Origin of the sequence: Streptomyces sp. NBC_01016, from assembly GCF_026341035.1 — a bacterium.
Lineage (GTDB): Bacteria > Actinomycetota > Actinomycetes > Streptomycetales > Streptomycetaceae > Streptomyces.
In genome coordinates this window covers 522,689-545,372 of the sequence record NZ_JAPEOQ010000002.1, presented here as the reverse complement: position 1 = coordinate 545,372, position 22,684 = coordinate 522,689, and the positions used below count along the sequence as shown (strand labels likewise).

The following is a 22,684-nucleotide window of genomic DNA, read 5'->3' as shown; positions in this document are numbered from 1 at the left end:
CCGCTGCCTCTCGCCTCACGCACCCCGAATTCACGCACCCCGAAAGCCCGACTCTCCTCGTCACTCATCCCGGCAACCCGGCCGTCAGCAGCTCCACGAACCCCACGTCCTCCCGCGCCACCCCGAACGCCTCCGCGCGCCGCAGCGTCCGCTCCGCCCATGCGCGGTGCGGCTTCACCTCGTTCATCTTGTTCGTGTACGCCGACCGGAGCACACCGCCACCGTCCCGCTCGGGCCGCAATATGTCGCGGGCGTCGCTGTACTCCTCGTGGCTGACGACGGAGAGCGCGTGCACGGGCAGCACGTGCGTGGGGTGGATGCAGGTCTTGCCGAGCAGCCCGTTGGCCCGGTCCAGTTCGATCTCGCGCAGCAGCCCGTCCATGTCGTGCTGGATGAGCGCCTGCCGCAGGTCGTCGGCCCGCCCCTCCAGGAAGGGGCTGCGGCGCAGCTGCGGCTTGAACATCCGCTCCTGGTGGCGGAAGTACTCCCAGACGGGCCCGGTCACCGTGAACCCGGTGCCGTCCGCCCGGCCCAGCAGATTGACCACGTCACCGATGACGGAGGCCACGATCTGGACGTCGTACGCCGTCATGTCCGCGGGCCTGCGCAGCCCGTACGCCGAGCAGAAGTCGGTGACGCCGAGGCGCAGCGCGAGGACGCGGTCGCGGTACTTGTCGACGGCGCGGGCGATGCCGGCCAGCGTCTCGCCGCGGGTCTCCAGGTGCAGCAGGTCGGGCGACTCCAGGACCGGCATGGCGAAAAGCCGACGTCCGGTGGCCGCCTCGGCGGCGGTGAGGGCCTCCAGGAAGGGGACGCCCCGCTCCTCGGTGAACTTGGGCAGCACGAATCCGGACAGCAGGTCCACGGAGCTACCGAGCCGTGCCACGAGATCGGTGATCTGCTCCGGGGCCCGTACCCGGATGAAGAGCAGGGGCGGCTCGGCCCCCTCGGCGACCCGGCCCGCGAGCTCGGCGAACTGCCGCACCAGGTTCTCCTCGGCGCCCGGCACCTCGCCGTCGTGTATCGAGTCCTCCAGGCACAGCACCATGGAGACGACGCCGCGTCCGGCCTGCTTGAGCACGTCGTCCGCGAGCTGGGGGCGGGTCGCCGGACTGTAGAGCGTCGCCCCGAGTGCCGCCGCGAGCATGCGGGGCGGGGAGCCCGCGGTGAAGTCCCGCGGCTCCTCGTGGAACAGACGCTCCCGCACCTCAGGGGCGATGTGCCCGAAATGACGCATAAGACTCCCCCGTACTGCCGGTCCACCCGAAATGATGTGGCCGGTAATAGTACGTACAAGGGTGTGTCAAAGGTTCCCGTCCGTAATGAAGTTCTGGTAACTGGCGCATGTCGTGTGCTGTTTTCCGGGCCTCGCGCGCGGCGGGCGATGCCTGCGCACAGAGATGTCGATCTTTGCACCCCGCGTTGTCCCGGCCAGGAGCGGGGAGGCAGGATGACCGCATGACGCACGCGATGCTCAAGGGGGCGAACGTCCCGTTCGACGCCACGGCGGTGCGCGCCGTGCTCCGCTGGTCCTCGGGGCAGGGCGCGCCGACCGTCGACGCTTCGGCGCTGCTGCTCACGGCCGACGGACGCGTCCGGTCCGACGGGGACTTCGTCTTCTACAACCAGCCGCGCCACCCCTCGGGGAAGGTCTGGCGGCTCGGCCAGAAGCGCGTCGCGGACGGCATGACGGACACCGTTCAGGCGGACCTCTCGGGCGTTCCCGAGGAGATCACCCGGATCCTCGTGACGGCCTCCACGGACCCGGACGCCACTCCTTTCGAGACCGTGCGGTCGCTGCGACTGTCCCTCTACGACGCCGGGGCCGAGGGCGCCGAGCCGATCGCGTACTTCGATATCAAGCCAGAGACCGGTGCCGAGACCGCGTTGATCTGCGGCGAGCTGTACCGGCGCGGTGACGGCTGGCGGCTGCGCGCGGTCGGCGAGGGCTACTCCGACGGCCTGGTGGGCCTCGCCACGGACTTCGGCATCTCGGTCGACGAATCCGCCGAACCCGATGCCGCCGACGGGCCCGAGCCCGTGCCCGGTCCCGCCGCACCCGCCCCGGTCGCCGAGCCCGCGCCGCCCCTCGTGGCTCCCGGACCGATGCCCGAGGCCGCTCCGGTCGCGGCGACGTCGTTCCCGCTGCCGCCCCAGCAGCCGCCCTCGTACGGCTATCCGCCCGCGGCCGCCACCCAGCAGCAGCCGCCCGCGTACGGGTACCCGCAGCCGGTGTCGGCGTGGCCCGACCCGGCCTTCAAGCTCCCGCCGCAGGGGCCTCAGTTCATCGGCCAGTGACGGACTTGTAGCCCCGGCCCCACTGCAGGCCCCACCCGTACAGCCGGTCGAGCTCGGCCTGGAACCCGTACACGAAGCGCACTTCGCGACGTACGACGAAGTCGCCCTTCACGTTCTCGATGGAGACCACGGCGCACGAGCGGGCCTGCGGTGCCCGCTCGTCGAGGCTGATCTCGATCCGGGGGCCGTTGCTCGGGTACAGCGTCACGTGGGCGTGCGTACGGTCGAACGCCGGCGTCTGGTCGTAGATGTAGACGAACACCAGCAGGCGTTTGATGGAGTCGCGGTGATCGAGATTGACGTAGATCGTCTCACCGGACGCCGAGCCGAACCGGTCGTCACCGCTGAGCTTCACGTACGGCGCCTCGTTGAGCGCCCCGAAGAAACTGCCGAGCGGTTGTACGACACCCTTCGTGCCGTCCTTCAGCTCGTACAGGCAGCCCAGGTCGAGGTCCACATTGACCATCGACTGGGTGTGTGCCTGCACCACATCGGGCTTGAACATGCTGAACGGATGCCGCACCAGGCTGTTCCGCTTGGAGCCGCCGATGTCCGAAGTCCGCATCCGCCACGACAGGTTGACCCGCAGGTTGCCGGTGGCCGCGCCCTGTTTGGAGAGCGAGACGACCGGATGTCGCTTGGTGAGTTCGATCGAGTTGGTCGCCGCGCTGCCCGAATCGAACTCGAACTGTGCGGAGTTCCCGCGCCATACCCTGTCCCAGAAGGACATACCGCCCCCAAGTGCCGCCGTACATGCCGACGGGGCGGCCGCTGAGGACTTGTCCTCGTACAACCGCCCCGCTCAAAGCGTTCCAGGAATGCCCCAGGGGTCAAACCCGTGAATCAGACTCCTGATGACACCTCGGTCTTGTCCGAACTCCCGGAGTCGCCCTCGGCCGCCGCGAGGCGCTTGTTGCGCCGCACGGAGGACAGGAACGACCAGGCGATCAGCACGACTCCGATGAAGCCCGTGATGAGCTCGCTGATCTGGTACTGGATGGTGACCAGAAGGATCACGGCGAGCGCGCCGATCGCGTAGTGCGCGCCGTGCTCCAGGTACACGTAGTCGTCCAGGGTGCCCTGGCGGACCAGGTAGACCGTGAGCGAACGGACGTACATGGCACCGATACCGAGGCCGAGGGCCATCATCACGATGTCGTTGGTGATGGCGAAGGCGCCGACCACGCCGTCGAAGGAGAAGGACGCGTCCAGGACCTCGAGGTAGAGGAACATGAAGAACGCGGCCTTGCCGGCCATCACGACCGCCGACTGCGGCTTGCCCTCGCGCTTGGCCTTCTCCTCGGCCTCGTGCTCACGCTCCTCCTCTTCCTCGAGACGGTGCTCGAAGAAGCCCGACAGACCGTTCACGACGAGGTACGTGATGAGGCCCGCGACACCCGCGAGCAGCACGGTGGCCTGCTTGTCCGCGTGGGCGCCGCCGTGCTGGTGCGCGTTGACCGCGACGGTCATGGAGGCGATGAGCAGCACGATCAGGGCGATGCAGACCGACAGCATGTCGACCTTGCCGAGCTTGGCGAGCGGGCGCTCCAGCCAGCCCAGCCACTTGATGTCGCGCTCCTCGAAGATGAAGTCGAGGAAGATCATGAACAGGAACATGCCACCGAAGGCGGCGATGGACGGGTGCGCGTCCGTGACCAACTGCTGATAGCGGTCGGGCTGGTTGAACGCGAGGTCGACCGCCTCGACCGGGCCCAGCTTGGCGCTGATGGCGACGATCACGACAGGGAAGACCAGCCGCATACCGAAGACGGCGATGAGCACGCCGATCGTGAGGAAGATCTTCTGCCAGAAGGCACTCATCTTCTTCAGGATTCCGGCGTTGACCACCGCGTTGTCGAAGGAGAGCGAGATCTCCAGGATCGCGAGGATCAGGACGACCCCGAAGGCCTCCCATCCGTCGTAGAACACCGCGGCAATCAAGCCGAGCACGGTGATCGCGAACGACCAGCCGAAGGTTTTCAGAACCACTGGCTACCCCATCATGTGTACGGGTTTCCCCGTGCTGGTTGTACGGGGCTCCCCCGCTCCGCGCACGGCTTTGCACTGCATTCTTCCGGGGGACGACCCCCGGACCCCCAGCAGGAAAACCCCGGAACCGCCCGAGCTTGAACCTCACCAGGAAAACGCTTTAGGAAACGTTGACTCCGAAGTCTAGAGCGATGCCCCGGAGCCCGGACGCGTACCCCTGGCCGACTGCCCGGAACTTCCACTCTCCTCCGTATCGGTACACCTCGCCAAAGATCATGGCAGTTTCGGTGGATGCGTCCTCAGAGAGGTCATAACGGGCGAGCTCCTGGCCGTCCGCCTGGTTCACGACACGGATGAACGCGTTGCTGACCTGGCCGAAGGTCTGGCTGCGGTTGTCCGCGTCATGGATGGAGACCGGGAAAATGATCTTGTCGCAGTCGGCCGGCACCTTGGAGAGGTCGACCAGGACCGACTCGTCGTCGCCCTCGCCCTCACCGGTGAGGTTGTCCCCCGTGTGCTCGACCGAACCGTCGGGGCTCTTGAGCTGGTTGTAGAAGATGAACCACTCGTCACCCATGACCCGGCCACCGCTGCAGAGCAGTGCGCTGGCGTCGAGGTCGAAGTCGGCTCCGGTGGTGGAGCGCGCGTCCCATCCGAGCCCGACCAGGATCTGTGTGAGGTTGGGTGCGGCCTTGGAGAGGGAGACATTGCCTCCCTTGGCGAGTGTGACGCCCATGATCGTGGTCCTCCCCGAGGTGTGGTGGTGCTGTGGTCGAGCGCGTCCGGCGCCGCACTGGAGGTGCGGCGCCGGACGGGATGAACGTGCTGCGGTGCTTCGGCTCAGACGTTGACGCCGAAGTCCTGCGCGATGCCGCGCAGACCCGACGCGTAGCCCTGACCGACGGCGCGGAACTTCCACTCCGCCCCGTTGCGGTACAGCTCACCGAAGACCATCGCGGTCTCGGTGGAGGCGTCCTCGGAGAGGTCGTAACGGGCGATCTCGGTGCCGCCCGCCTGGTTCACGACGCGGATGAACGCGTTGCGCACCTGGCCGAAGGACTGCTGACGGCTCTCGGCGTCGTAGATCGACACCGGGAACACGATCTTGTCGACATCGGCCGGAACCGAGGCGAGGTCGACCTTGACCTGCTCGTCGTCGCCCTCGCCCTCACCGGTGGTGTTGTCACCGGTGTGCTCGACCGAGCCGTCCGCGCTCTTCAGGTTGTTGAAGAACACGAAGTCCTGGTCGTTGCGGACCTTGCCCTCGGCGTTCGTCAGGATGGCGCTGGCGTCGAGGTCGAAGTCCGTACCCGTGGTGGTACGGACGTCCCACCCGAGGCCCACGACCACGGCCGTGAGGCCAGGGGCCTCCTTGCTCAGCGATACGTTGCCGCCCTTGCTGAGGCTGACTCCCACGAATCCTCCCTATGGTCTCTAGGGGCGGGGAGCCCCCGTAGTGCTCTGGTATCGGATCAACGTCTGGATCCTAGTAAGGGGTTCCCGCCCCGGCGAGGGATCCTGCACGGTGTCGTCCGTCGGTACTCGCCCTACAGGGCGTCGATCGCCTTGACGTACTCGTTCAGGTCACGCGCGTCCGGCAGGCCGTTGACGACGGTCCAGCGGACGACGCCCTCCTTGTCGATGATGAACGTGCCGCGCACCGCGCAGCCCTTCTCCTCGTCGAAGACGCCGTACGCGCGCGAGGCCTCGCCGTGCGGCCAGAAGTCGCTCAGGAGCGGGTACTCCAGGCCCTCCTGCTCGGCGAAGACGCGCAGCGAGAACGGGGAGTCGTTCGATACGGCGAGCAGCTGCACGTCGTCGTTGACGAACTTCGGCAACTCGTCACGCAGCGCGCACAGTTCCCCGGTGCACACCCCGGTGAAGGCGAACGGGTAGAAGAGCAGCACCACGTTCTTCTCGCCCCGGAAGTCCGAGAGCTTCACGGTCTCGCCGTGCTGGTTCTTGAGCTCGATCTCCGGAGCCTTGGTGCCGGCCTCGATCGCCATGGTGAAGCTTCCCTTCCGTGGGGCTGTTCGGGTGGCTTCAGCCTAGTTGGCCGCGTTCGGGCGCCGCCGCGCAGGTGGGTGCGGGGGCGCCCGACCATGCGTGAGGGCCCCCGCGGGCGCTGTGGCGCACCTGCGGGGGCCCTGGGTTCTCGTTCCGCCGCGACTGCTATCGCTTCTTGGCGGCTGCCTTCGGTGTGGCCAGACGGCTTGCGGTCCAGTCCTTACCCGCGCTGACGCTCTTGCTCGCGGTCAGGCCCGCCGTAGTGGCGGCCTCGCCGATCTCACTGGCCTCGACGTAACCGTCGCGGCCGGTCTTCGGCGTCAGAAGCAGGATGGACCCGCCCTCCTCCATGTAAGCGATGGCATCCACCAGCGCATCAGTAAGGTCCCCGTCGTCATCACGGAACCAGAGCACCACGGCGTCAGCCACGTCGTCGTAGTCCTCGTCGACGAGCTCGGAGCCGATAGCCGCCTCGATGGTCTCTCGGAGCTCCTGATCGACGTCGTCGTCGTAGCCGATCTCCTGGACCACCTGGTCGGTCTGGAAACCAAGCCTTACGGCAAGGTTCGTTTCCGCGTGGTCCGCGGTCGCGCTCACGGATTGCCTCCTGATCGTGTTTACGAAGTTGTCTACAGCCTCGCGTACGCGCGAAGCATTGGCCGTAGTCCACACGTGCGCGACGGATCGCGCAAGTACCCGGCCGTCAAGACCGCCGAAACGGTGACTTTCCAGGCTGTGTCACCGCAACTCCTGTCAAGGATCCCCGCTGGCCAGTGATGTATGCCACAGCGATCTGTCAGCTTTGCCCGTCACTGCCCGAGCACTGAGGGCGACCGGCGTCCGTCGCCCCTCACAGAACACCTGAGCGAAATCGGCGTATCGTGACGGTTTGAGCGCGACGGCTGGTGGGACACGGACCGGACCTCGAATTACCTCTCGGTAGAGATGACGATTCCGAATTCGAGGTACACGATGGACAACGGCGTACCCGGCGTACCCGACAGTGGAACAGTGGCATCACCGACAGTGAAGGAACAGCGTGGTTTCCGGATCCGATCGCAACCCGATCATCATTGGCGGTCTCCCCAGCCAGGTCCCGGACTTCGATCCCGAAGAGACCCAGGAGTGGCTCGACTCCCTTGACGCCGCAATCGACGAGCGCGGCCGCGAGCGGGCCCGGTACCTGATGCTCCGGCTGATCGAGCGGGCCCGCGAGAAGCGCGTGGCCGTGCCCGAGATGCGCAGCACGGACTACATCAACACGATCGCCACCAAGGACGAGCCGTTCTTCCCCGGCAATGAGGACATCGAGCGCAAGGTCCTCAACGCGACGCGGTGGAACGCGGCGGTGATGGTGTCCCGCGCCCAGCGGCCCGGCATCGGCGTGGGCGGTCACATCGCCACCTTCGCCTCCTCCGCCTCCCTGTACGACGTGGGCTTCAACCACTTCTTCCGCGGCAAGGACGAGGGCGACGGCGGTGACCAGGTCTTCTTCCAGGGCCACGCCTCTCCGGGCATCTACGCCCGCGCCTATCTCCTGGACCGGCTCAGCGAGGAGCAGCTCGACGGCTTCCGCCAGGAGAAGTCGAAGGCGCCCAACGGGCTGTCCTCGTACCCGCACCCGCGTCTGATGCCGGACTTCTGGGAGTTCCCCACCGTCTCCATGGGCCTCGGCCCGCTCGGCGCGATCTTCCAGGCCCGGATGAACCGCTACATGGAGGCCCGCGGCATCGCCGACACCTCCAAGTCGCAGGTGTGGGCCTTCCTCGGCGACGGCGAGATGGACGAGCCCGAGTCGCTGGGCCAGCTCTCCATCGCCGCCCGTGAGGGCCTCGACAACCTCACCTTCGTCGTCAACTGCAACCTGCAGCGCCTCGACGGCCCGGTGCGCGGCAACGGCAAGATCATCCAGGAGCTCGAGTCCCAGTTCCGCGGCGCCGGCTGGAACGTCATCAAGCTGGTCTGGGACCGCAGTTGGGACCCGCTGCTCGCGCGGGACCGGGACGGCGTCCTGGTCAACAGGCTGAACACAACGCCCGACGGCCAGTTCCAGACGTACGCCACGGAGACCGGCGACTACATCCGCGAACACTTCTTCGGCGACGACCACCGCCTGCGCGCGATGGTCGAGAACATGACCGACAAGGAGATCCAGCACCTGGGCCGCGGCGGTCACGACCACAAGAAGATCTTCGCCGCGTTCACCGCCGCCAGGGAGCACAAGGGGCAGCCGACGGTCATCCTGGCGCAGACGGTCAAGGGCTGGACCCTCGGCCCGAACTTCGAGGGCCGCAACGCCACGCACCAGATGAAGAAGCTGACGGTCGACGACCTCAAGGGCTTCCGCGACCGGCTGCACATCCCGATCTCCGACGCGCAGCTGGAGGGCGGCGCCCCGCCGTACTACCACCCCGGCCGGGACTCCGAGGAGATCCAGTACATGCACGACCGCCGCAAGGCGCTGGACGGGTACGTCCCGACCCGCGTCGTGCGCGCGAAGCCCCTTCAGCTCCCGGACGACAAGGCGTACGCGGGCGTCAAGAAGGGCTCCGGGCAGCAGTCGATCGCCACCACGATGGCCTTCGTCCGGCTGCTCAAGGACCTGATGCGGGACAAGGAGATCGGCAAGCGCTTCGTGCTGATCGCCCCCGACGAGTACCGCACCTTCGGCATGGACTCCTTCTTCCCGAGCGCGAAGATCTACAACCCGCTCGGCCAGCAGTACGAGTCCGTCGACCGTGAACTCCTGCTCGCCTACAAGGAGTCGGCCACCGGCCAGATGCTGCACGACGGCATCTCGGAAGCGGGCTGCACGGCCTCGCTGATCGCCGCCGGATCCGCCTACGCGACCCACGGCGAGCCGCTGATCCCGGTCTATGTCTTCTACTCGATGTTCGGTTTCCAGCGCACCGGCGACCAGTTCTGGCAGATGGGCGACCAGCTGGCGCGCGGCTTCGTCCTCGGTGCGACCGCCGGCCGTACGACGCTGACCGGCGAGGGTCTCCAGCACGCGGACGGGCACTCGCAGCTGCTCGCCTCGACCAACCCCGCCTGCGTCGCCTACGACCCGGCGTACGCCTACGAGATCGCGTACATCGTCAAGGACGGTCTGCGCCGGATGTACGGACCGACCGCCGACGGCAAGCCGGGCGAGGACGTCTTCTACTACCTCACCGTCTACAACGAGCCGATCCAGCACCCCGCTGAGCCGGCCGATGTCGACGTCGAGGGCATCCTCAAGGGCATCCACCGCATCAGCACCGGGACTTCGGGCTCGATCCCCGCCCAGATCCTGGCGTCGGGCGTCGGCGTCCCGTGGGCGATCGAGGCGCAGCAGATCCTCGCCCAGGACTGGAACGTACGGGCCGACGTCTGGTCCGCGACGTCGTGGAACGAACTGCGCCGCGACGCAGTGGAGGTGGAGCGTCACAACCTGCTGCACCCGGAAGAGGAGCAGCGCACGCCCTACGTGACGCAGAAGCTGTCCGGCGCGCAGGGGCCGTTCGTCGCGGTCTCCGACTGGATGCGCGCCGTCCCCGACCAGATCGCGCGGTGGGTGCCCGGCACGTACCAGTCGCTGGGTGCGGACGGTTTCGGTTTCGCGGACACCCGGGGCGCCGCACGTCGCTTCTTCCACATCGACGCCCAATCGGTGGTGGTCGGGGTGCTCACAGAGCTGGCGCGCGAGGGCAAGGTCGACCGCTCGGTCCTCAAGCAGGCGATCGACCGCTACCAGCTGCTCGATGTCGCGGCCGCCGATCCCGGCGCGGCCGGGGGCGACGCCTGAGCGGTGTCTGCCTGAGCGGTGCGCGGTGCCCGCCTGAGCGGTGCCTCGGCAAAGGGCGGCGAGAGCCTCGGCCTCGCCGCCCTTCGGCATCTACCGACTCGCGCTCAGAACGCTCCTCCCGCGAGCGGCCCTGCCGCAGAGGCCAGCGAGACCACCGCGAGCAGAGTGACGATCGCGCCGAGCACGACCGCGATGAGCGCCGGTACCGACTGTGTGCCGGTCCAGCGTCGGCCCATGGCCAGCCAACCGCAGACGACGGCGACCGGTCCGAACACGATCCCCAGGCTGAAGAAGCCGACGATCGCGCAGATGAGGCCGATGATTCCGAGCGACGCGCGGTCCGGCCCGGTCCGTGACCCTGCGCGGCCACGTGAGCGGGGGTGCTTGCGCGTGGTGTGTCCGAAGCCCGCCATCATCACTCCCTGAGTTCTTCCGGTGCTTCCGGTTCTTCCGGACTCGGGCGATGCTTCGGGTACCCCGCTTGCCGCGGTCTATCGCGCGCGTACTCCACTGTCCCTGTCGGGACTGTCCCTGCCGGGCCCTTATTGCTCCCAGACCTTGAACGCCCGCGCGCGGTAAGGGGATTCGGGCTCCCACGTCCCGCTGCCCGGGTACGTCTGGAACTCGCCGGTCTCCGCGCACACCGCGGATTGGTAGGTGGTGACGGGACGGCCCGTGCGGTTGGCGAGGGACGCCGCGCTGCTCCCCTCCGGCAGCGCGATGCAGCTCTCGATGTCGATATCGGCCAGCTCATAGGCGTGCCGGGACCCCTTGAACCCGCTCTTGCCCCACAGACACAGCTCCCCCGCCGCGCAGTCGCCCAAGGTCGGTGGCGCCGCCGCGGTGGCGAGGCCCGGAGTGAGCGCCACCGCGGCGAGCGCGGTCGCGGCGGCAGCCGTGGTCATGAAAGTACGCATGTGCTTCAACCCCCGTGTCGTGTCGACCAGTTGCGTTCGCGACTGATCGCCTGCCAGACACTCTGGCCCGGAAGCTCTGGTTCCGGGAAGGGCTGTCGAGGGACGTCACCCTGATAAGCGAAAGCCCCCGGATCGTTCCCGGGGGCTTCCCTCGTACGAGCGGTTTCGCGCAGCTCAAAGGTGATTTCACGCGACCCGGCCCGATGGCCGGCCGTCAGATGTGCGCTGCGCCCGCGCCCGCCTCCGCGTTCTCTCCGCGCTTGGTGAGCAGCGCGACGAAGATGGCGACGACGGCGACACCCGCGGCGACCAGGCAGGCCATGCTCATGCCCGAGATGAAGGTGTCCTGCGCAACGCCCGTGATCTTCTCGGCGAGCGCCGGCGGGGCGCCCGGCGGCACCGGCGCGACACCGACCTGGACCGCCTCCGACGCCTGGCCCAGCTGGGCGTGCGTGAGCGGCGGGAGCCCGGCGCCCGTCCAGTTCCCGGCGAGATCGCTGTCGACCTTGGACGCCATGACGGCGCCGAGCACGGCGGTGCCGAGGCTTCCGCCGATCTGCATCGCGGCCTGCTGGAGGCCGCCGGCCACGCCGGAGAGCTCCAACGGGGCGTTGCCCACGATGACTTCCGTCGCTCCGACCATCACGGGCGCGAGGCCGAGCCCCAGCAGGGCGAACCAGACGGACATGATCCCGCTGCCCGTTCCCGGTTCCAGCGTGGACATCCCGTACATGGCGACGGCGGTCAGCGTCATGCCACCGGCGAGCGGGACACGGGGACCGAACTTCGTGATCATCGCCCCCGCCAGCGGAGAGCCGACGATCATCATGCCGGTCAGCGGCAGCAGGTGCATTCCGCTCTCGACCGGGCTCATGCCGTGCACGTTCTGGAGGTAGAACGTCACGAAGAACAGTCCGCCCATGAACGCGATGGCCATCAGCACCATCAGCACCACACCGGCCGACAACGGCACGGACCGGAACAGGGCCAGCGGGATGAGCGGTTCGGCGACGCGGGTCTCCCAGAGCGCGAACAGCACGAAGCACAGCACAGAACCGGCTATGAACGTCCAGGTCATGCCGTCGCCCCAGCCCCAGGTCGGCGCCTTGATGAGCGCCCAGACCAGGCAGAACATCGCGCCGGACAGCAGCACGATGCCGAGGATGTCGAAGGACCGCGGCGCGTTCTCGGCACGGTGGTCCAGGAGGATGAAAACCCCCAGAGCCAGGGCGAGAACGCCGATGGGGACGTTGATGAAGAAGACCGACTGCCAGCTGACGTGCTCGACGAGCAGCCCGCCGACGATCGGCCCGCCGGCGGTCGAGGCGCCGATGACCATGCCCCAGATACCGATCGCCATGTTCAGCTTCTCGGCGGGGAACGTGGCGCGCAGCAGGCCGAGCGCGGCAGGCATGAGCAGTGCCCCGAACAGGCCCTGGAGCACGCGGAAGGTGACGACGAAGGCGATGCTGTCGGACAGGCCGATGGCCCCCGACGCGGCGGCGAAGCCGACGACACCGATGAGGAACGTCTGCCGGTGACCGAATCGGTCACCGAGCTTGCCCGCGGTGATCAGCGTGACCGCGAGGGCGAGGAAGTAGCCGTTGGTGATCCACTGGACGTCGGCGAAGGTCGCGCCGAGGTCCTTCTTAATAGTCGGGTTGGCGATCGCGACGATGGTGCCGTCGAGGGCGACCATCATGACGCCGATCGCGACGGAGAAAAGTGTCAACCAGGGGTGACCGCGCAGCCCCTTGGTCGGTGCCGGGACGTGCTCGGGCTCCGGAACCCGATCCGCCTTGTCGACAGTGGTCTGACTAGTCATGTGTTCGAGGCTAATGACAGCCACTGACAGTTGGCGAATCATTTCACAAGTCAGCGACTGTCACGTCGCTCACACTAGGGTGAGCTGCACAAACGGCAAGAAAGAGAACCATGACGGATCGAATCAACCTGCGTGAACTCAAGAAGCAACGCACACGAAACGCCTTGCTGCGCACCGCACTTGAGCTCTTCACGACCCAGGGGTTCGACCGGACGACGGTCGACGAGATCGCCGACGCCTGCGGAGTGTCCCAGCGCACGTTCTTCCGGTATTTCGCGAACAAGGAGGAGGTCGCGCTCGCGGTGCAGCAGACGGTGGAGTCCCGCTTCGTCGCCGCGCTGCGTGAACGCCCCTTGGGGGAAAGCCCGTTCGAGGCGCTGCGGCGGACCGTACTCGGCACATGGGATGCGATGAGTCGCGTCGTGGAGGAGCTCATCCCGCTCGAACTCCACATGCGCACCTACCAGATGATCGAATCCACCCCCTCCCTGCTCGCCGTTCACCTGCGCCGCTCCATCGAACTGGAAGAGGAACTCGCGCGCGTGGTCGCCGAACGCGAAGGCCTCGACGTGGACAGTGATCCGCGGCCGCGTGTGGCCGTCGCCGCCTTCGGTGGCGTCATGCGGATGACCGGACGCCTGTGGGGCGCGGGAGAGGACGCGAGCCTCGAATCGATCCGCGCGCTCACCGAGTCGTACCTTGATCACTTGAGGCCTTCACTGGCCGGACAATGGCGCCGCGACCAGGGATGACACAGCGTGAGGCCACCAATGCACCTGCGTCCGGTTTTACCCAAATACACCACGTGAAACGTGATCCGCCTCACCTCATTCACGGTGGCGCATGCGCTTCTCCTAGGGTGTCCCGCAGTGACTTCCTTCGATACCTCTCCCCAACTCAACGTCTGGCGCGCACTGCTTGCGCTGGTCGTCGTGTTCGTCATGCTGGCCACCACCGGCTGGACCGCGGTGCGTCATCAGCGAGGCGTCACATCTCCGCTCCAGACCGCGCTCACCTCTTGGGAGCACGGCCGGATAAACGGACATGCACTGCCCGCGCACGACGGCTCCCCCAACCGCCTCGCGCATTTCTTCGGCTCGCTGAGCGCCCACCAGCGCGGCGAGCTCGCCGCCCGGTATCCGCTCGCGGTCGGCAATATGAACGGTGCACCTGTAGAGCTGCGCTATCGCGCCAACCGCATCGCGCTCGACCAGGCCCGCCAGGTCGAGCACAAGCGCATGTACGACAACCGGTTGTCGTCCGTCGGTCACGCCGACGCGAAGAAGCGCATGAACCGGTTCGCGTCCCTGGAGAAGCCCGATCGCAAGATCCTCTCCTTCGACCCTCTGGGCGCCGGCCGGGTCGCCGAGGTCTTCGGCGACCTCGACAAGGCCCAGCGGGTGTCCGTCGTGGTGCCGGGAGTGGACACGAACGTGCTCACCTTCGAGCGCACGTCCCGCCAGTACTCGGCGCCCGTGGGCATGGCGCGCTCCCTGTACGGCGCCGAGCGCAGCGCCAGTCCGCACACGCGTACCGCGGTCGTCGCGTGGGCCGACTACACCGCGCCGGCCGGCCTGGGTGTGGACGCCGCCACGGCGATGCGCGCCGAGGACGGAGCGGTGCGGCTCAACGCCATGCTGCGCGGTCTGCCCGGCCGGTCCTCCGTCGCCCTGTACTGCCACAGCTACGGCTCGGTGGTGTGCGGCGTCGCGGCGCACCACATGCCGGGGCGGGTCAGCGACATCGCGGTGGCGGGCAGTCCCGGTATGCACGCCCAGAGCGCGGCGGGCCTGAACACGCACGCGCGCGTGTGGGCCATGCGCGACAAGGACGACTGGATCCAGGACATTCCCTACATGGAGGTGGGCGGTCTCGGTCACGGAGCGGACCCCGTCTCCTCCGCTTTCGGCGCACGCGTCCTCGCGGCCGGCGACTCCAAGGGGCACACCGGCTACTTCGTGCCGGGCACCGAGAGCCTCGCCAACTTCGCCGACATCGGCACCGGCGGGTACAAGACAGTGCACTGCGCCGGCGGAGGTCAGGGCTGTCTGGACGGTTTCTCCGGGAACGTCTCCGCCTGACGCGCGTAGAAAGTGCTGAAACAGCGGTCTGCCACGACAGGCGACGGAGACGCGCGCTCCGCCTACGATGAGCCACATGGGTGACGTACTGGCCGGATTTCATGCCGCCTGGGAGTTCGAGTCCGACTCCGTGCTCATCCGCTTCGAACGGGGGATCCGCACGCCGAAGCTCCTTCAGGCGCTGGGCGAACGCCGCATCCCCCTGGAAGCGGTCGCGGCGGTGTCCCTGACGCCTGGAAAACGCGGGACCGTCGTGCTGCACGCGGTGCCGCGGCCGGGCGCGGACCCCCTGATGGACGCTGCTGCGGGTCAGCTCAAGGAGGGGAGCGACCCGTACCGCCTCGTGCTGCCGGCCGAGCGGGAGACGCTCGGCGAGTACTACGCGGACGAGCTGCGGGCGAAGATCTCCGACCACGAAGACGTGCGCCCGGAAAAGTATCTGGTGGCGCCTCCAGAGGCGCCCCGGCAGTTCAAGGCCTACGACGGGAAGGCCACGTTCGACGGAGACTCGGTGGCCTTCCGGTGGTTCTGGACCGGAGCGTCCTCCGCGAAATGGAAGGCCGGGGACAAGACGTTCCCGATCTCGGACCTGAGCGGCATCGAATGGCGCTCGCCCGAACTCTTCGAGGGCCATCTGCGCCTGCTGCCCCGGGACGCCTCCGGGGAACAGCCTGGTCAGGCGGACCAGGACCCGGCCGCGGTCGTCTTCGGCCTCGGCTACGGTCCGGTGCACGAGTCACTGCCGTTCGCCGCCTCGGTGCTGGCGGCCGTGCGGGCGTCCGGACCGGCGCCGCCGCAGGGCGGGGCGTTGTGCACCGAATCGGCGGGGGCCGGAAGGCGCGATCCCGCGGACATCGCCGACCGCATCCGGCACCTGGGCGAGCTGCACCAGGCGGGTCTGGTGACCGACGCGGAGTTCACGTCGAAGAAGGCCGAGCTGCTCGCCGAGCTGTGACCTCATACCTGGGTAGGGGGTGCGGTTGAGCACTCCGGTATGACGGCACGACCGGGCCCGGGTGTCTACGCTGATCTGGCCATGAGCACTGCACCGCCATCTCCCGAGAAAACGCCCCGCCCGCCGGACGACGGTTCCGGCCCGGCGGGCTCTCGGCGCATGACCGGAGCGGTGCGTGGGCTGGGCGACCGGATTGCCTGGGCCGGTTCGACACTCACCGCGGCCCTGGGCGACGACCGGTCGGAGCCCCTGCTGGCACACGCGCCCCGCCGTTGGATGCGGCTGTTGCCCTATCTGCTCGCGCTGGGCTTCACCGCGGCGCTGATCCCGACCACGACCCAGGTGTTGGCGAACGACTACGGGGTCGGCGGCGGACTGGCCGCTGCGATCGGCGTGGCCCAGTCCGCTCCCCTGGTCCTCGCGGTGAGCCGCCCGCTGACCGCCTGGTACATCATGATCACCGCGGCCGTGCTGGGCGCGATCCCTGTGCTTCAGGGGGACGCCCACAATCCCTCGCCGTGGACGGTCATGATGATCGTGGCCTACGTGGTGCTGTGCATCGCGCTGGCTCTGCGGGAGAGCCGTCGCGTTCTCGTGAACATCTGGCTGGTCACCGTCGCCGCCAGCATCGTGGTCGGCATCTTCCGCGACAGCACCAGTCAGGACACGGGGGTGCTCCTCATCGTCCTGAGCGGTGGGGTGCTGCTCCTGGGCGCTTTGCTGCGGGAGCGCGGCGAGACCAGACGCAAGCTCGTCGCGCAGGAGACGATCAGCGAGGCCGAGCGGACCCGCAGAACACTGCTCGAGGAGCGGGCCAGGATCGCGCGCGAGCTGCACGACGTCGTCGCCCACCACATGTCGGTGATCACCGTGCAGGCGGACTCCGCGCCCTACCGGCTGCAGGACCTGCCCGACGAGGCACGCGAGGAGTTCGAGTCGATCGCCACGGGTGCGCGCGCGTCACTGACCGAGATGCGCCGTCTCCTCGCGGTCCTGCGCAGCGAAGAGGCGCAGGGCGACCTGGTCCCGCAGCCCGGCCTCGCGCACCTGCCGCAGCTGGTCGAGGCGACCGTACGAGGCGGGGTGCCGGCCGAGCTGTCCTATCCGGAGCTGGCTCTCGTCGTGGAGCTGGCCCAGGTGTCCCCGGCGGTGGACCTCTCCGCGTACCGCATCGTGCAGGAGGCGCTGTCGAACGTGGTGCGGCACGCTCCGGGTGCCCGGACTCAGATCTCCATCAGCCTCGACGGGGACGCCCTGCTGGTGGTCGTGGTCAACGGGCCGGCCGCGGAACCGGTATCACCTGTCGAATCGACCGCCGGTACCGGACACGGGCTGATAGGGATGAACGAGCGCGTACGGTTGGTCGGCGGCACGCTGGACGTGGGCCCGCTGCCCGACGGAGGTTTCCGTGTCGCGGCCCGGCTCCCATTGAGCGTGCCCGACTCCCCGACGGCATAAAGGAATTCGGCACGCATGACCATTCGCGTGATCATCGTCGACGACCAGACCATGGTGCGGGCGGGTTTCGCCGCGCTGTTGAACGCACAGAGCGACATCGACGTCGTGGGAGAGGCCCCGGACGGCAAGGAAGGCGTCCAGGTGAGCCGCTCCACGCATCCCGATGTCGTCCTCATGGATGTCCGGATGCCCGAGATGGACGGGCTGGCCGCAACCAAGGAACTGATGGACCCGCCGCCCGGCGTGGTGCACCGGCCGAAGGTCCTGATGCTCACCACGTTCGACGTCGACGACTATGTGTACGCCGCACTGCGGGCGGGCGCGTCCGGGTTTCTGCTCAAGGACGCGCCACCGGCCGATCTGATCTCCGCGGTGCGTGTGATCGCGGCCGGTGAGGCACTGCTCGCTCCCACGGTCACCAAGCGTCTCATCGCGGACTTCGCCAAGACCCGCCCCGCAAACCGCAAGAGCCACGATCCGCTCCTGAAGACCCTGACACCGCGTGAGTCCGAGGTTCTCGAGCTGATCGCGCGCGGACTGTCCAACCAGGAGATCGCGCAGAAGCTGGTGCTGGCCGAGCAGACGGTGAAGACCCATATCGGCCGTGTGCTGGCGAAGTTGGGCCTGCGCGACCGGGCGCAGGCCGTGATCTTCGCGTATGAATCGGGTCTCGTAGAGCCCGGCGGACGGTGATTCGCCACTCCTGAGGCGTCCGACCCCCTACTGCGGTATCAGTCATCAATACCCAGGTATCAAGGGCTGGTTGGCTCCCCAGTGTGACGTCCCGGCCGCGTCCGTCCTCCTACCTTCCCCTCGTCACACCATTGGACGAAGGGGAGACGGGCGATGGGCCTGAGCTCATGGAAACAACGCGGCCGTCGCGCCGTGGCGGCCGCCGCGCTCACGGCAATCGCCGTGTCCGGCACGGCGGGTTGGGCATCGGGCCAGGAGCAGCGCCCGCTCACCGGCCCTCCCCCGGGCACCGCTTCGTGGCGCGCGGACGATTCGCTGGGCCGCGGACTGCCTGACCCCGCGACAGCAAGGCCTGCTCAAGTCGCCGCCTTCTTCCACGGGTTGAGCGCAGCGGAGCAGCACGCTCTGGTCGCGCGACACCCGTCGGTCGTCGGCAATCTGGACGGGGCCCCGATCGCTCTGCGGTACGAGGCGAACGCGCTGTCGCTGCGGGCCGAGCAGGCCAGGTCCCGCGCCGACGCCAAGGACCGCACGCTTACCGAGCAACAGCGGACCTCGGCGCGTGCGCTCGCCGACCGCTGCTCCCAACTGCTCGCGCAAGGCCGCCGGATACTCGCCTTCGATCCCCGCGGGCGTGGCCAGGTCGCCGAGGTCTACGGGGACCTGGAGACGGCTCGGCATGTCTCCGTGATCGTGCCGGGTTCCGATATCGACCTGGGCACGTTCGACCGGACCAGGGACGTGTACGGGACACCCGCCGGGATGGCGCGCTCGCTGCACCGGGCGACGGCCGGGCGGACGGCCGTGGTGGCGTGGGCCGGATACACCACTCCGGTGGGTCTGGGCCCGGATGCGGCCACGGGCCGGCTCGCCGAAGCGGGAGCCCCCAGGCTGGCCCGCTTCGCGCAGGGCCTCACCGCGGCCGGCGCCCCGAAGCCGACCGTCTTCTGCCACAGCTACGGGTCGGTGGTGTGCGGGCTCGCCGCGTCCCGGCTTCCCGCTGCGGACCTTGTGGCCCTCGGTTCGCCCGGAATGCATGCCGACACGGTGGCCGAACTGCACACGCGCGCCAGGGTGTGGGCGGCCCGGGACGACAGCGACTGGATCGGCAAGGTGCCGAACGTCGAGCTGTTCGGTCTGGGACACGGCACCGACCCGACCGACCCCTCCTTCGGAGCCCGCCGGGTGCCTGCCGAGCAGGCCCAGGGCCACACGGGCTACTTCGCGCCGGGCACGGACTCGCTGCGCGCCTTCGCCGACATCGCCACGGGAGCTGCGTCATGACCGCCACTTCTCTCCGCACCTCCGTGTCCTCGGCCATCGCCTCGGTCGAAGCGAAGACCCCGGCCCACCGGGATCGGGCAGTGGACGGGCTGCGGGCGTTGGCCCTGCTCGCCGTGCCCGCGGGTCACTGGCTGCTCGCGGGCTTCACGCTGGACCCGCAGGGCGCCCTGCACAATGCGAGCCCGCTGAGCAGCTTCGGCTTCTTCGCGCCCCTCAGTTGGGTGTTGCAGATGCTCGGGGTCTTCTTCCTCGTCGGCGGATACGCGTCGGTCCTGTCGTTCCGGCGGGCCCGGGAGCGTGGCACGTCGACGGCCGGCTGGCTGCGGGGCAGGCTCGCCCGTCTGGGCCGTCCCGTGCTGGGCGTGACCGCGGTGTGGGCCGCGCTGGCGCCCTTGCTGTACGCCCTCGGGGTACCCCTGCCGACGTTGCGCACAGCTTCCACCCTGGTGATACAGCCCCTGTGGTTCGTCGGCATCTACACCGTGATCACCGCGCTCACACCGTGGTGCATCAAGGCGGCGCACAAGCTCGGTGCCTGGTCCGTGGTCCCACTGATCGGATCGGTCGCCGTCGTCGACTTCCTCCGGTACGGCCCCTTCTCCTCGGCCATGCCGTCGTGGCTGAGCCTGCTCAATCTCCTTCCAGGCTGGATGTTCGCCTATCAACTCGGCGTCTGCTGGGGCGAGAAGAGACTCGGAAAGCGGGGGGCCTGGGCGCTGCTCGTCGGTGGAACGACTCTGTTCGCGGCCTTGCTGCTGCTCTTCCACTACCCGGCGTCGATGGTCGGGGTACCGGGCGAGGCGCGGACGAACTCGCACCCGCCGTCGCTGCTGGTCCTCGCCCTTGCGGCCGCACAGAGCGGCGCCGCGATACTGGTGCGGGACCGCCTGGCCAAGCTGCTGCGCCGCCCGGCCCTGTGGGCACCGGTCGTGGTCATCAACCTGTCGGCGATGACCATCCTGTGCTGGCACCAGACGGCGCTGCTCGCGGCGGCGATACCCGGCTCGTTCGCCAGCGCGATACCGGGCCTCACGACGGCACCGGACACGCTCGCCTGGATAGCGATCCGCCTCGCGTGGCTACCGCTGTTCGCGACTCTGCTCATCCTGATAGGCCGCTATGCGCGGGGCTTCGAGGCACCGTGGAAGCAGGTGAGCCGGGGGCGCCGGGCGCTGGCGGGGCTGCTCGCCGCCGGGTTCGCGGTGTTCGCGCTGGGGCTGGCGTGAGGCCCCGCGGGCCTCACTGCCGCCCCTCCCCTGGCGGTCCGGCTACTCGCGGCCCGCCGACGTGAAGGCCATGTCCGCGTAGCGGTCGCCCGAGACCTTCGCGGCGATGGGCTCGAGGAGCGCCAGTTCCTCATCGGTGAGCACGACCTGGGTCGCCGCGGTGTTCTCCTCGACGCGCGTGCGCTTGCGGGTGCCGGGGATCGGGACGACGCCGAGGCCGAAGGCTCCCGCCTGTTGCTGCACCCAGGCCAGGGCGACCTGGCCGAGTGAGGCGCCGTGGGCGTCGGCGACCTGACGGACCGGCTCCAACAGGGCCGCGTTGGCTGCGGCGTTGTCCCCGGTGAACCGGGGCTGGTGGCGGCGGAAGTCGTCGTCGGCGAGTTCCTTGTCGGCGGAGACGAAGGCGCCGGTGAGGAAGCCACGCCCGAGTGGGGAGTACGGCACGAGGGCGACGCCGAGTTCGGCGGCGGCGGGCACGACCGAGCGTTCGATGTCGCGGCTGAACAGCGACCACTCGGACTGGACGGCCGCGATCGGATGGACGGCCTGGGCGGCGCGCAGTTCGGCGGCGGTCACCTCGCTCAGGCCGAGGTGCTTGACCTTGCCGGCGGCGACGAGTTCGGCCATCGCGCCGACCGTCTCCTCGATCGGCACCTTCGGGTCGCGGCGGTGCATGTAGTACAGGTCGACCGAGTCGACGTCCAGGCGTTGGAGGCTGGAGTCGATGCAGGTCCTGATGTAGGCGGGGTCGTTGTTGATGACGCGCTTGTACGGGTCGCTCGGGTCGGATCCGATGGCGAACTTGGTCGCGAGGACGAGCTCGTCGCGATGCGCCTTGACGAAAGGAGAGAGGAACTTCTCGTTCTCACCGGCACCGTAGGCGTCGGCGGTGTCGTACAAGGTGACGCCGAGTTCCAGCGCCCGCTCCAGGGTGGCCCTGGCCTCATCGGCGTCCGTCGGTCCATAGGCCCAGCTCATTCCCATGCAGCCGAGGCCCTGAATGCCCACCACGGGCCCGTTCTTTCCCAACTCAACAGTGGAAATGCGCCGCTGCTCGCTCGCCCGCTGCGTCCGCTCCGTGCTGCTCATGCGGTTCAAGCCCCCTCCGGCGCCGGTCGGGCACCCGCATAGAAGTCGATCTTGTAGTCCAGTACGGACAAGGTGTCCTGCAGCTCCGCCACCCGGTTCAGGACGTCGCGGCGGGTCGCTTCCAGGAGCTCCCTGCGCTCGTCGAAGGTCTCCTCGCCCCGGCGCACCAGCTCGGCGTAGCGCACCATGTCGGCCACCGGCATCCCGGTGAGCCGGAGCTTGCCGACGAGCGACAGCCAGTCCAGGTCACGGTTGCTGTAGCGGCGCTGCCCGGTGTGCGAGCGGTCGACGTCGGGCATCAGGCCGATCCGCTCGTACCAGCGCAAGGTGTGGGCGGTCAGTCCGGTGAGGGCGACGACCTCGCTGATCGTGTAGTGGTCCTGGCCCTCGGGGCGGGGATGTGAGTGGGGTGCCGAGGCACAGTTGTCGGTCTTCCGGGTCGCCGCGCGGGAGCGGGACGTGGTCTCCATCACCGTCATGGCCCCCACGCTAGAACCTTGGAGTGCACTCCAGGCAAGCACGGCACAGGAAATAGGGCGGCACACGAAATAGGGAGGACACCTCGAAGACGGCCCGGTTACGGTGCGGGCCATGACTGCCGTACGCCGTGCCACGCCCGCCGACGCCGAAGAACTGGTCCGCCTGCGCAAGATCATGCTGGACTCGATGAGACCGAGCGACGACCTGGAGTGGCAGCCGTACACGGCGCGGGTCCTGCGGTCCCATCTGGCCGACGAGGGCGGCCCGTTGGCGGTATTCGTGGTCGAGGCACCGGACGTTCCGGGCACGCTCGCGGCCTGTGCGACCGGCACCATCAACCTCAGCCTGGGCGGTCCCGGAAACCCCGAGGGCACTGCGGGACACGTCTTCAATGTCTGCACCGATCCCGCGCACCGACGCCGCGGCTACTCGCGGGCCTGCATGGAGGCGCTGCTGGCCTGGTTCAAGGAGCGCGACGTGCGCCGCGTCGATCTGCACGCCTCCGCCGAGGGCGAGCCCCTGTACTCCTCCCTCGGCTTCGCCCGCACTCCCGCGCCCGCCATGAGGCTGACGCTCTGACGCCGTCAGCGAGGAA

The 22,684-nt window shown here is 68.5% G+C and carries 22 protein-coding genes; 10 read left to right on the top strand and 12 right to left on the bottom strand.

The genetic code is table 11. The features are described 5' to 3' along the window. Nucleotides 1–64: 64 nt before the first annotated feature. Nucleotides 65–1,237, bottom strand: coding sequence for an HpcH/HpaI aldolase/citrate lyase family protein (locus tag OG746_RS29150; protein WP_266720052.1), 1,173 nt, complete (start codon nucleotides 1,235–1,237; stop codon nucleotides 65–67). A gap of 221 nt (nucleotides 1,238–1,458) precedes the next feature. Between OG746_RS29150 and OG746_RS29145 the strand changes: the two genes are divergently transcribed. Beyond that, nucleotides 1,459–2,298: a TerD family protein gene (locus OG746_RS29145; RefSeq protein ID WP_266720050.1), complete on the top strand. Its 840-nt coding sequence runs from the start codon at nucleotides 1,459–1,461 to the stop codon at nucleotides 2,296–2,298. Here OG746_RS29145 and OG746_RS29140 read toward each other — a convergent pair. From OG746_RS29140 to OG746_RS29115, 6 genes are all read right to left on the bottom strand, one after another. Continuing rightward, complete coding sequence (locus OG746_RS29140) at nucleotides 2,285–3,028, bottom strand: TerD family protein (RefSeq protein WP_266720048.1); 744 nt, start codon at nucleotides 3,026–3,028, stop codon at nucleotides 2,285–2,287. The two genes, OG746_RS29145 and OG746_RS29140, sit on opposite strands and share 14 nt — an antisense overlap. A 113-nt stretch (nucleotides 3,029–3,141) precedes the next feature. Then, nucleotides 3,142–4,287, bottom strand: a complete 1,146-nt coding sequence (locus OG746_RS29135) for a DUF475 domain-containing protein (protein ID WP_266720046.1) — start codon at nucleotides 4,285–4,287, stop codon at nucleotides 3,142–3,144. A 160-nt stretch (nucleotides 4,288–4,447) separates the two neighbouring features. Beyond that, nucleotides 4,448–5,023 carry a TerD family protein gene (locus tag OG746_RS29130; RefSeq protein WP_266720044.1) on the bottom strand — a complete coding sequence of 192 codons (576 nt, stop codon included), beginning with the start codon at nucleotides 5,021–5,023 and terminating at the stop codon, nucleotides 4,448–4,450. A 104-nt stretch (nucleotides 5,024–5,127) separates the two neighbouring features. Then, nucleotides 5,128–5,703 carry a TerD family protein gene (locus tag OG746_RS29125; RefSeq protein WP_266720042.1) on the bottom strand — a complete coding sequence of 192 codons (576 nt, stop codon included), beginning with the start codon at nucleotides 5,701–5,703 and terminating at the stop codon, nucleotides 5,128–5,130. Between the two features lie 131 nt (nucleotides 5,704–5,834). Then, entirely contained in the window at nucleotides 5,835–6,293 is a 459-nt protein-coding gene (locus OG746_RS29120; RefSeq protein ID WP_266720040.1) for a peroxiredoxin, read from the bottom strand. 166 nt (nucleotides 6,294–6,459) lie between these two features. Then, entirely contained in the window at nucleotides 6,460–6,891 is a 432-nt protein-coding gene (locus OG746_RS29115) for a DUF3052 domain-containing protein (RefSeq protein WP_266720038.1), read from the bottom strand. A gap of 442 nt (nucleotides 6,892–7,333) precedes the next feature. On the opposite strand from OG746_RS29115, the gene aceE reads away from it, so the two are divergent. Beyond that, nucleotides 7,334–10,081, top strand: a complete 2,748-nt coding sequence (aceE, locus tag OG746_RS29110; protein ID WP_266720036.1) for a pyruvate dehydrogenase (acetyl-transferring), homodimeric type — start codon at nucleotides 7,334–7,336, stop codon at nucleotides 10,079–10,081. Between the two features lie 104 nt (nucleotides 10,082–10,185). Here aceE and OG746_RS29105 read toward each other — a convergent pair whose 3' ends face one another. The 3 genes from OG746_RS29105 to OG746_RS29095 form a co-directional block, all read right to left on the bottom strand. After that, on the bottom strand, nucleotides 10,186–10,497 hold the full coding sequence (locus tag OG746_RS29105; RefSeq protein ID WP_266720034.1) for a PTS sugar transporter subunit IIABC family protein: 312 nt from the start codon (nucleotides 10,495–10,497) through the stop codon (nucleotides 10,186–10,188). A 126-nt stretch (nucleotides 10,498–10,623) separates the two neighbouring features. Beyond that, entirely contained in the window at nucleotides 10,624–10,998 is a 375-nt protein-coding gene (locus OG746_RS29100; RefSeq protein ID WP_266720032.1) for a peptidase inhibitor family I36 protein, read from the bottom strand. A gap of 214 nt (nucleotides 10,999–11,212) precedes the next feature. Further along, nucleotides 11,213–12,823 carry an MFS transporter gene (locus OG746_RS29095; RefSeq protein WP_266720030.1) on the bottom strand — a complete coding sequence of 537 codons (1,611 nt, stop codon included), beginning with the start codon at nucleotides 12,821–12,823 and terminating at the stop codon, nucleotides 11,213–11,215. A gap of 110 nt (nucleotides 12,824–12,933) precedes the next feature. On the opposite strand from OG746_RS29095, the gene OG746_RS29090 reads away from it, so the two are divergent. From OG746_RS29090 to OG746_RS29060, 7 genes are all read left to right on the top strand, one after another. Further along, nucleotides 12,934–13,575 carry a TetR/AcrR family transcriptional regulator gene (locus OG746_RS29090; RefSeq protein ID WP_266720028.1) on the top strand — a complete coding sequence of 214 codons (642 nt, stop codon included), beginning with the start codon at nucleotides 12,934–12,936 and terminating at the stop codon, nucleotides 13,573–13,575. A 117-nt stretch (nucleotides 13,576–13,692) separates the two neighbouring features. Then, a complete protein-coding gene (locus tag OG746_RS29085; RefSeq protein WP_266720027.1) occupies nucleotides 13,693–14,904 on the top strand; it encodes an alpha/beta hydrolase in 1,212 nt (403 codons plus the stop codon). 76 nt (nucleotides 14,905–14,980) lie between these two features. Further along, nucleotides 14,981–15,859: a DUF4429 domain-containing protein gene (locus OG746_RS29080; RefSeq protein WP_266720025.1), complete on the top strand. Its 879-nt coding sequence runs from the start codon at nucleotides 14,981–14,983 to the stop codon at nucleotides 15,857–15,859. Nucleotides 15,860–15,940: 81 nt separating this feature from the next. Continuing rightward, nucleotides 15,941–17,317, top strand: a complete 1,377-nt coding sequence (locus OG746_RS29075) for a sensor histidine kinase (RefSeq protein ID WP_327655306.1) — start codon at nucleotides 15,941–15,943, stop codon at nucleotides 17,315–17,317. A 15-nt stretch (nucleotides 17,318–17,332) separates the two neighbouring features. Further along, nucleotides 17,333–18,010 carry a response regulator gene (locus tag OG746_RS29070; protein WP_266720021.1) on the top strand — a complete coding sequence of 226 codons (678 nt, stop codon included), beginning with the start codon at nucleotides 17,333–17,335 and terminating at the stop codon, nucleotides 18,008–18,010. Nucleotides 18,011–18,163: 153 nt separating this feature from the next. Continuing rightward, nucleotides 18,164–19,294, top strand: coding sequence for an alpha/beta hydrolase (locus OG746_RS29065; RefSeq protein WP_266720019.1), 1,131 nt, complete (start codon nucleotides 18,164–18,166; stop codon nucleotides 19,292–19,294). Continuing rightward, complete coding sequence (locus OG746_RS29060; RefSeq protein ID WP_266720017.1) at nucleotides 19,291–20,520, top strand: acyltransferase family protein; 1,230 nt, start codon at nucleotides 19,291–19,293, stop codon at nucleotides 20,518–20,520. Before OG746_RS29065 ends, OG746_RS29060 begins: the two co-directional genes overlap by 4 nt. A gap of 42 nt (nucleotides 20,521–20,562) precedes the next feature. Here the strand turns inward: OG746_RS29060 and OG746_RS29055 are convergent, their stop codons facing one another. Then, nucleotides 20,563–21,609, bottom strand: a complete 1,047-nt coding sequence (locus OG746_RS29055; RefSeq protein WP_266720015.1) for an aldo/keto reductase — start codon at nucleotides 21,607–21,609, stop codon at nucleotides 20,563–20,565. A gap of 5 nt (nucleotides 21,610–21,614) precedes the next feature. Next, a complete protein-coding gene (locus OG746_RS29050; RefSeq protein ID WP_266720014.1) occupies nucleotides 21,615–22,088 on the bottom strand; it encodes a MerR family transcriptional regulator in 474 nt (157 codons plus the stop codon). A 112-nt stretch (nucleotides 22,089–22,200) separates the two neighbouring features. Here OG746_RS29050 and OG746_RS29045 point away from each other — a divergent pair, with 112 nt between their 5' ends. Further along, nucleotides 22,201–22,668 carry a GNAT family N-acetyltransferase gene (locus tag OG746_RS29045; RefSeq protein WP_266720012.1) on the top strand — a complete coding sequence of 156 codons (468 nt, stop codon included), beginning with the start codon at nucleotides 22,201–22,203 and terminating at the stop codon, nucleotides 22,666–22,668. Nucleotides 22,669–22,684 lie beyond the last annotated feature (16 nt).

Excerpts from the sequence above, each read along its gene's own strand:
- OG746_RS29070 (WP_266720021.1), top strand. The coding sequence starts at position 17,333 with ATGACCATTCGCGTGATCATCGTCGACGACCAGACCATGGTGCGGGCG.
- OG746_RS29060 (WP_266720017.1), top strand. The coding sequence starts at position 19,291 with ATGACCGCCACTTCTCTCCGCACCTCCGTGTCCTCGGCCATCGCCTCG.
- OG746_RS29045 (WP_266720012.1), top strand. The coding sequence starts at position 22,201 with ATGACTGCCGTACGCCGTGCCACGCCCGCCGACGCCGAAGAACTGGTC.
- OG746_RS29055 (WP_266720015.1), bottom strand. The coding sequence starts at position 21,609 with ATGAGCAGCACGGAGCGGACGCAGCGGGCGAGCGAGCAGCGGCGCATT.
- OG746_RS29090 (WP_266720028.1), top strand. The coding sequence starts at position 12,934 with ATGACGGATCGAATCAACCTGCGTGAACTCAAGAAGCAACGCACACGA.
- OG746_RS29130 (WP_266720044.1), bottom strand. The coding sequence starts at position 5,023 with ATGGGCGTCACACTCGCCAAGGGAGGCAATGTCTCCCTCTCCAAGGCC.
- OG746_RS29140 (WP_266720048.1), bottom strand. The coding sequence starts at position 3,028 with ATGTCCTTCTGGGACAGGGTATGGCGCGGGAACTCCGCACAGTTCGAG.
- OG746_RS29100 (WP_266720032.1), bottom strand. The coding sequence starts at position 10,998 with ATGCGTACTTTCATGACCACGGCTGCCGCCGCGACCGCGCTCGCCGCG.
- OG746_RS29065 (WP_266720019.1), top strand. The coding sequence starts at position 18,164 with ATGGGCCTGAGCTCATGGAAACAACGCGGCCGTCGCGCCGTGGCGGCC.
- OG746_RS29120 (WP_266720040.1), bottom strand. The coding sequence starts at position 6,293 with ATGGCGATCGAGGCCGGCACCAAGGCTCCGGAGATCGAGCTCAAGAAC.
- OG746_RS29050 (WP_266720014.1), bottom strand. The coding sequence starts at position 22,088 with ATGACGGTGATGGAGACCACGTCCCGCTCCCGCGCGGCGACCCGGAAG.
- OG746_RS29095 (WP_266720030.1), bottom strand. The coding sequence starts at position 12,823 with ATGACTAGTCAGACCACTGTCGACAAGGCGGATCGGGTTCCGGAGCCC.
- OG746_RS29105 (WP_266720034.1), bottom strand. The coding sequence starts at position 10,497 with ATGATGGCGGGCTTCGGACACACCACGCGCAAGCACCCCCGCTCACGT.
- OG746_RS29145 (WP_266720050.1), top strand. The coding sequence starts at position 1,459 with ATGACGCACGCGATGCTCAAGGGGGCGAACGTCCCGTTCGACGCCACG.
- OG746_RS29150 (WP_266720052.1), bottom strand. The coding sequence starts at position 1,237 with ATGCGTCATTTCGGGCACATCGCCCCTGAGGTGCGGGAGCGTCTGTTC.
- OG746_RS29075 (WP_327655306.1), top strand. The coding sequence starts at position 15,941 with ATGAGCACTGCACCGCCATCTCCCGAGAAAACGCCCCGCCCGCCGGAC.
- OG746_RS29080 (WP_266720025.1), top strand. The coding sequence starts at position 14,981 with ATGGGTGACGTACTGGCCGGATTTCATGCCGCCTGGGAGTTCGAGTCC.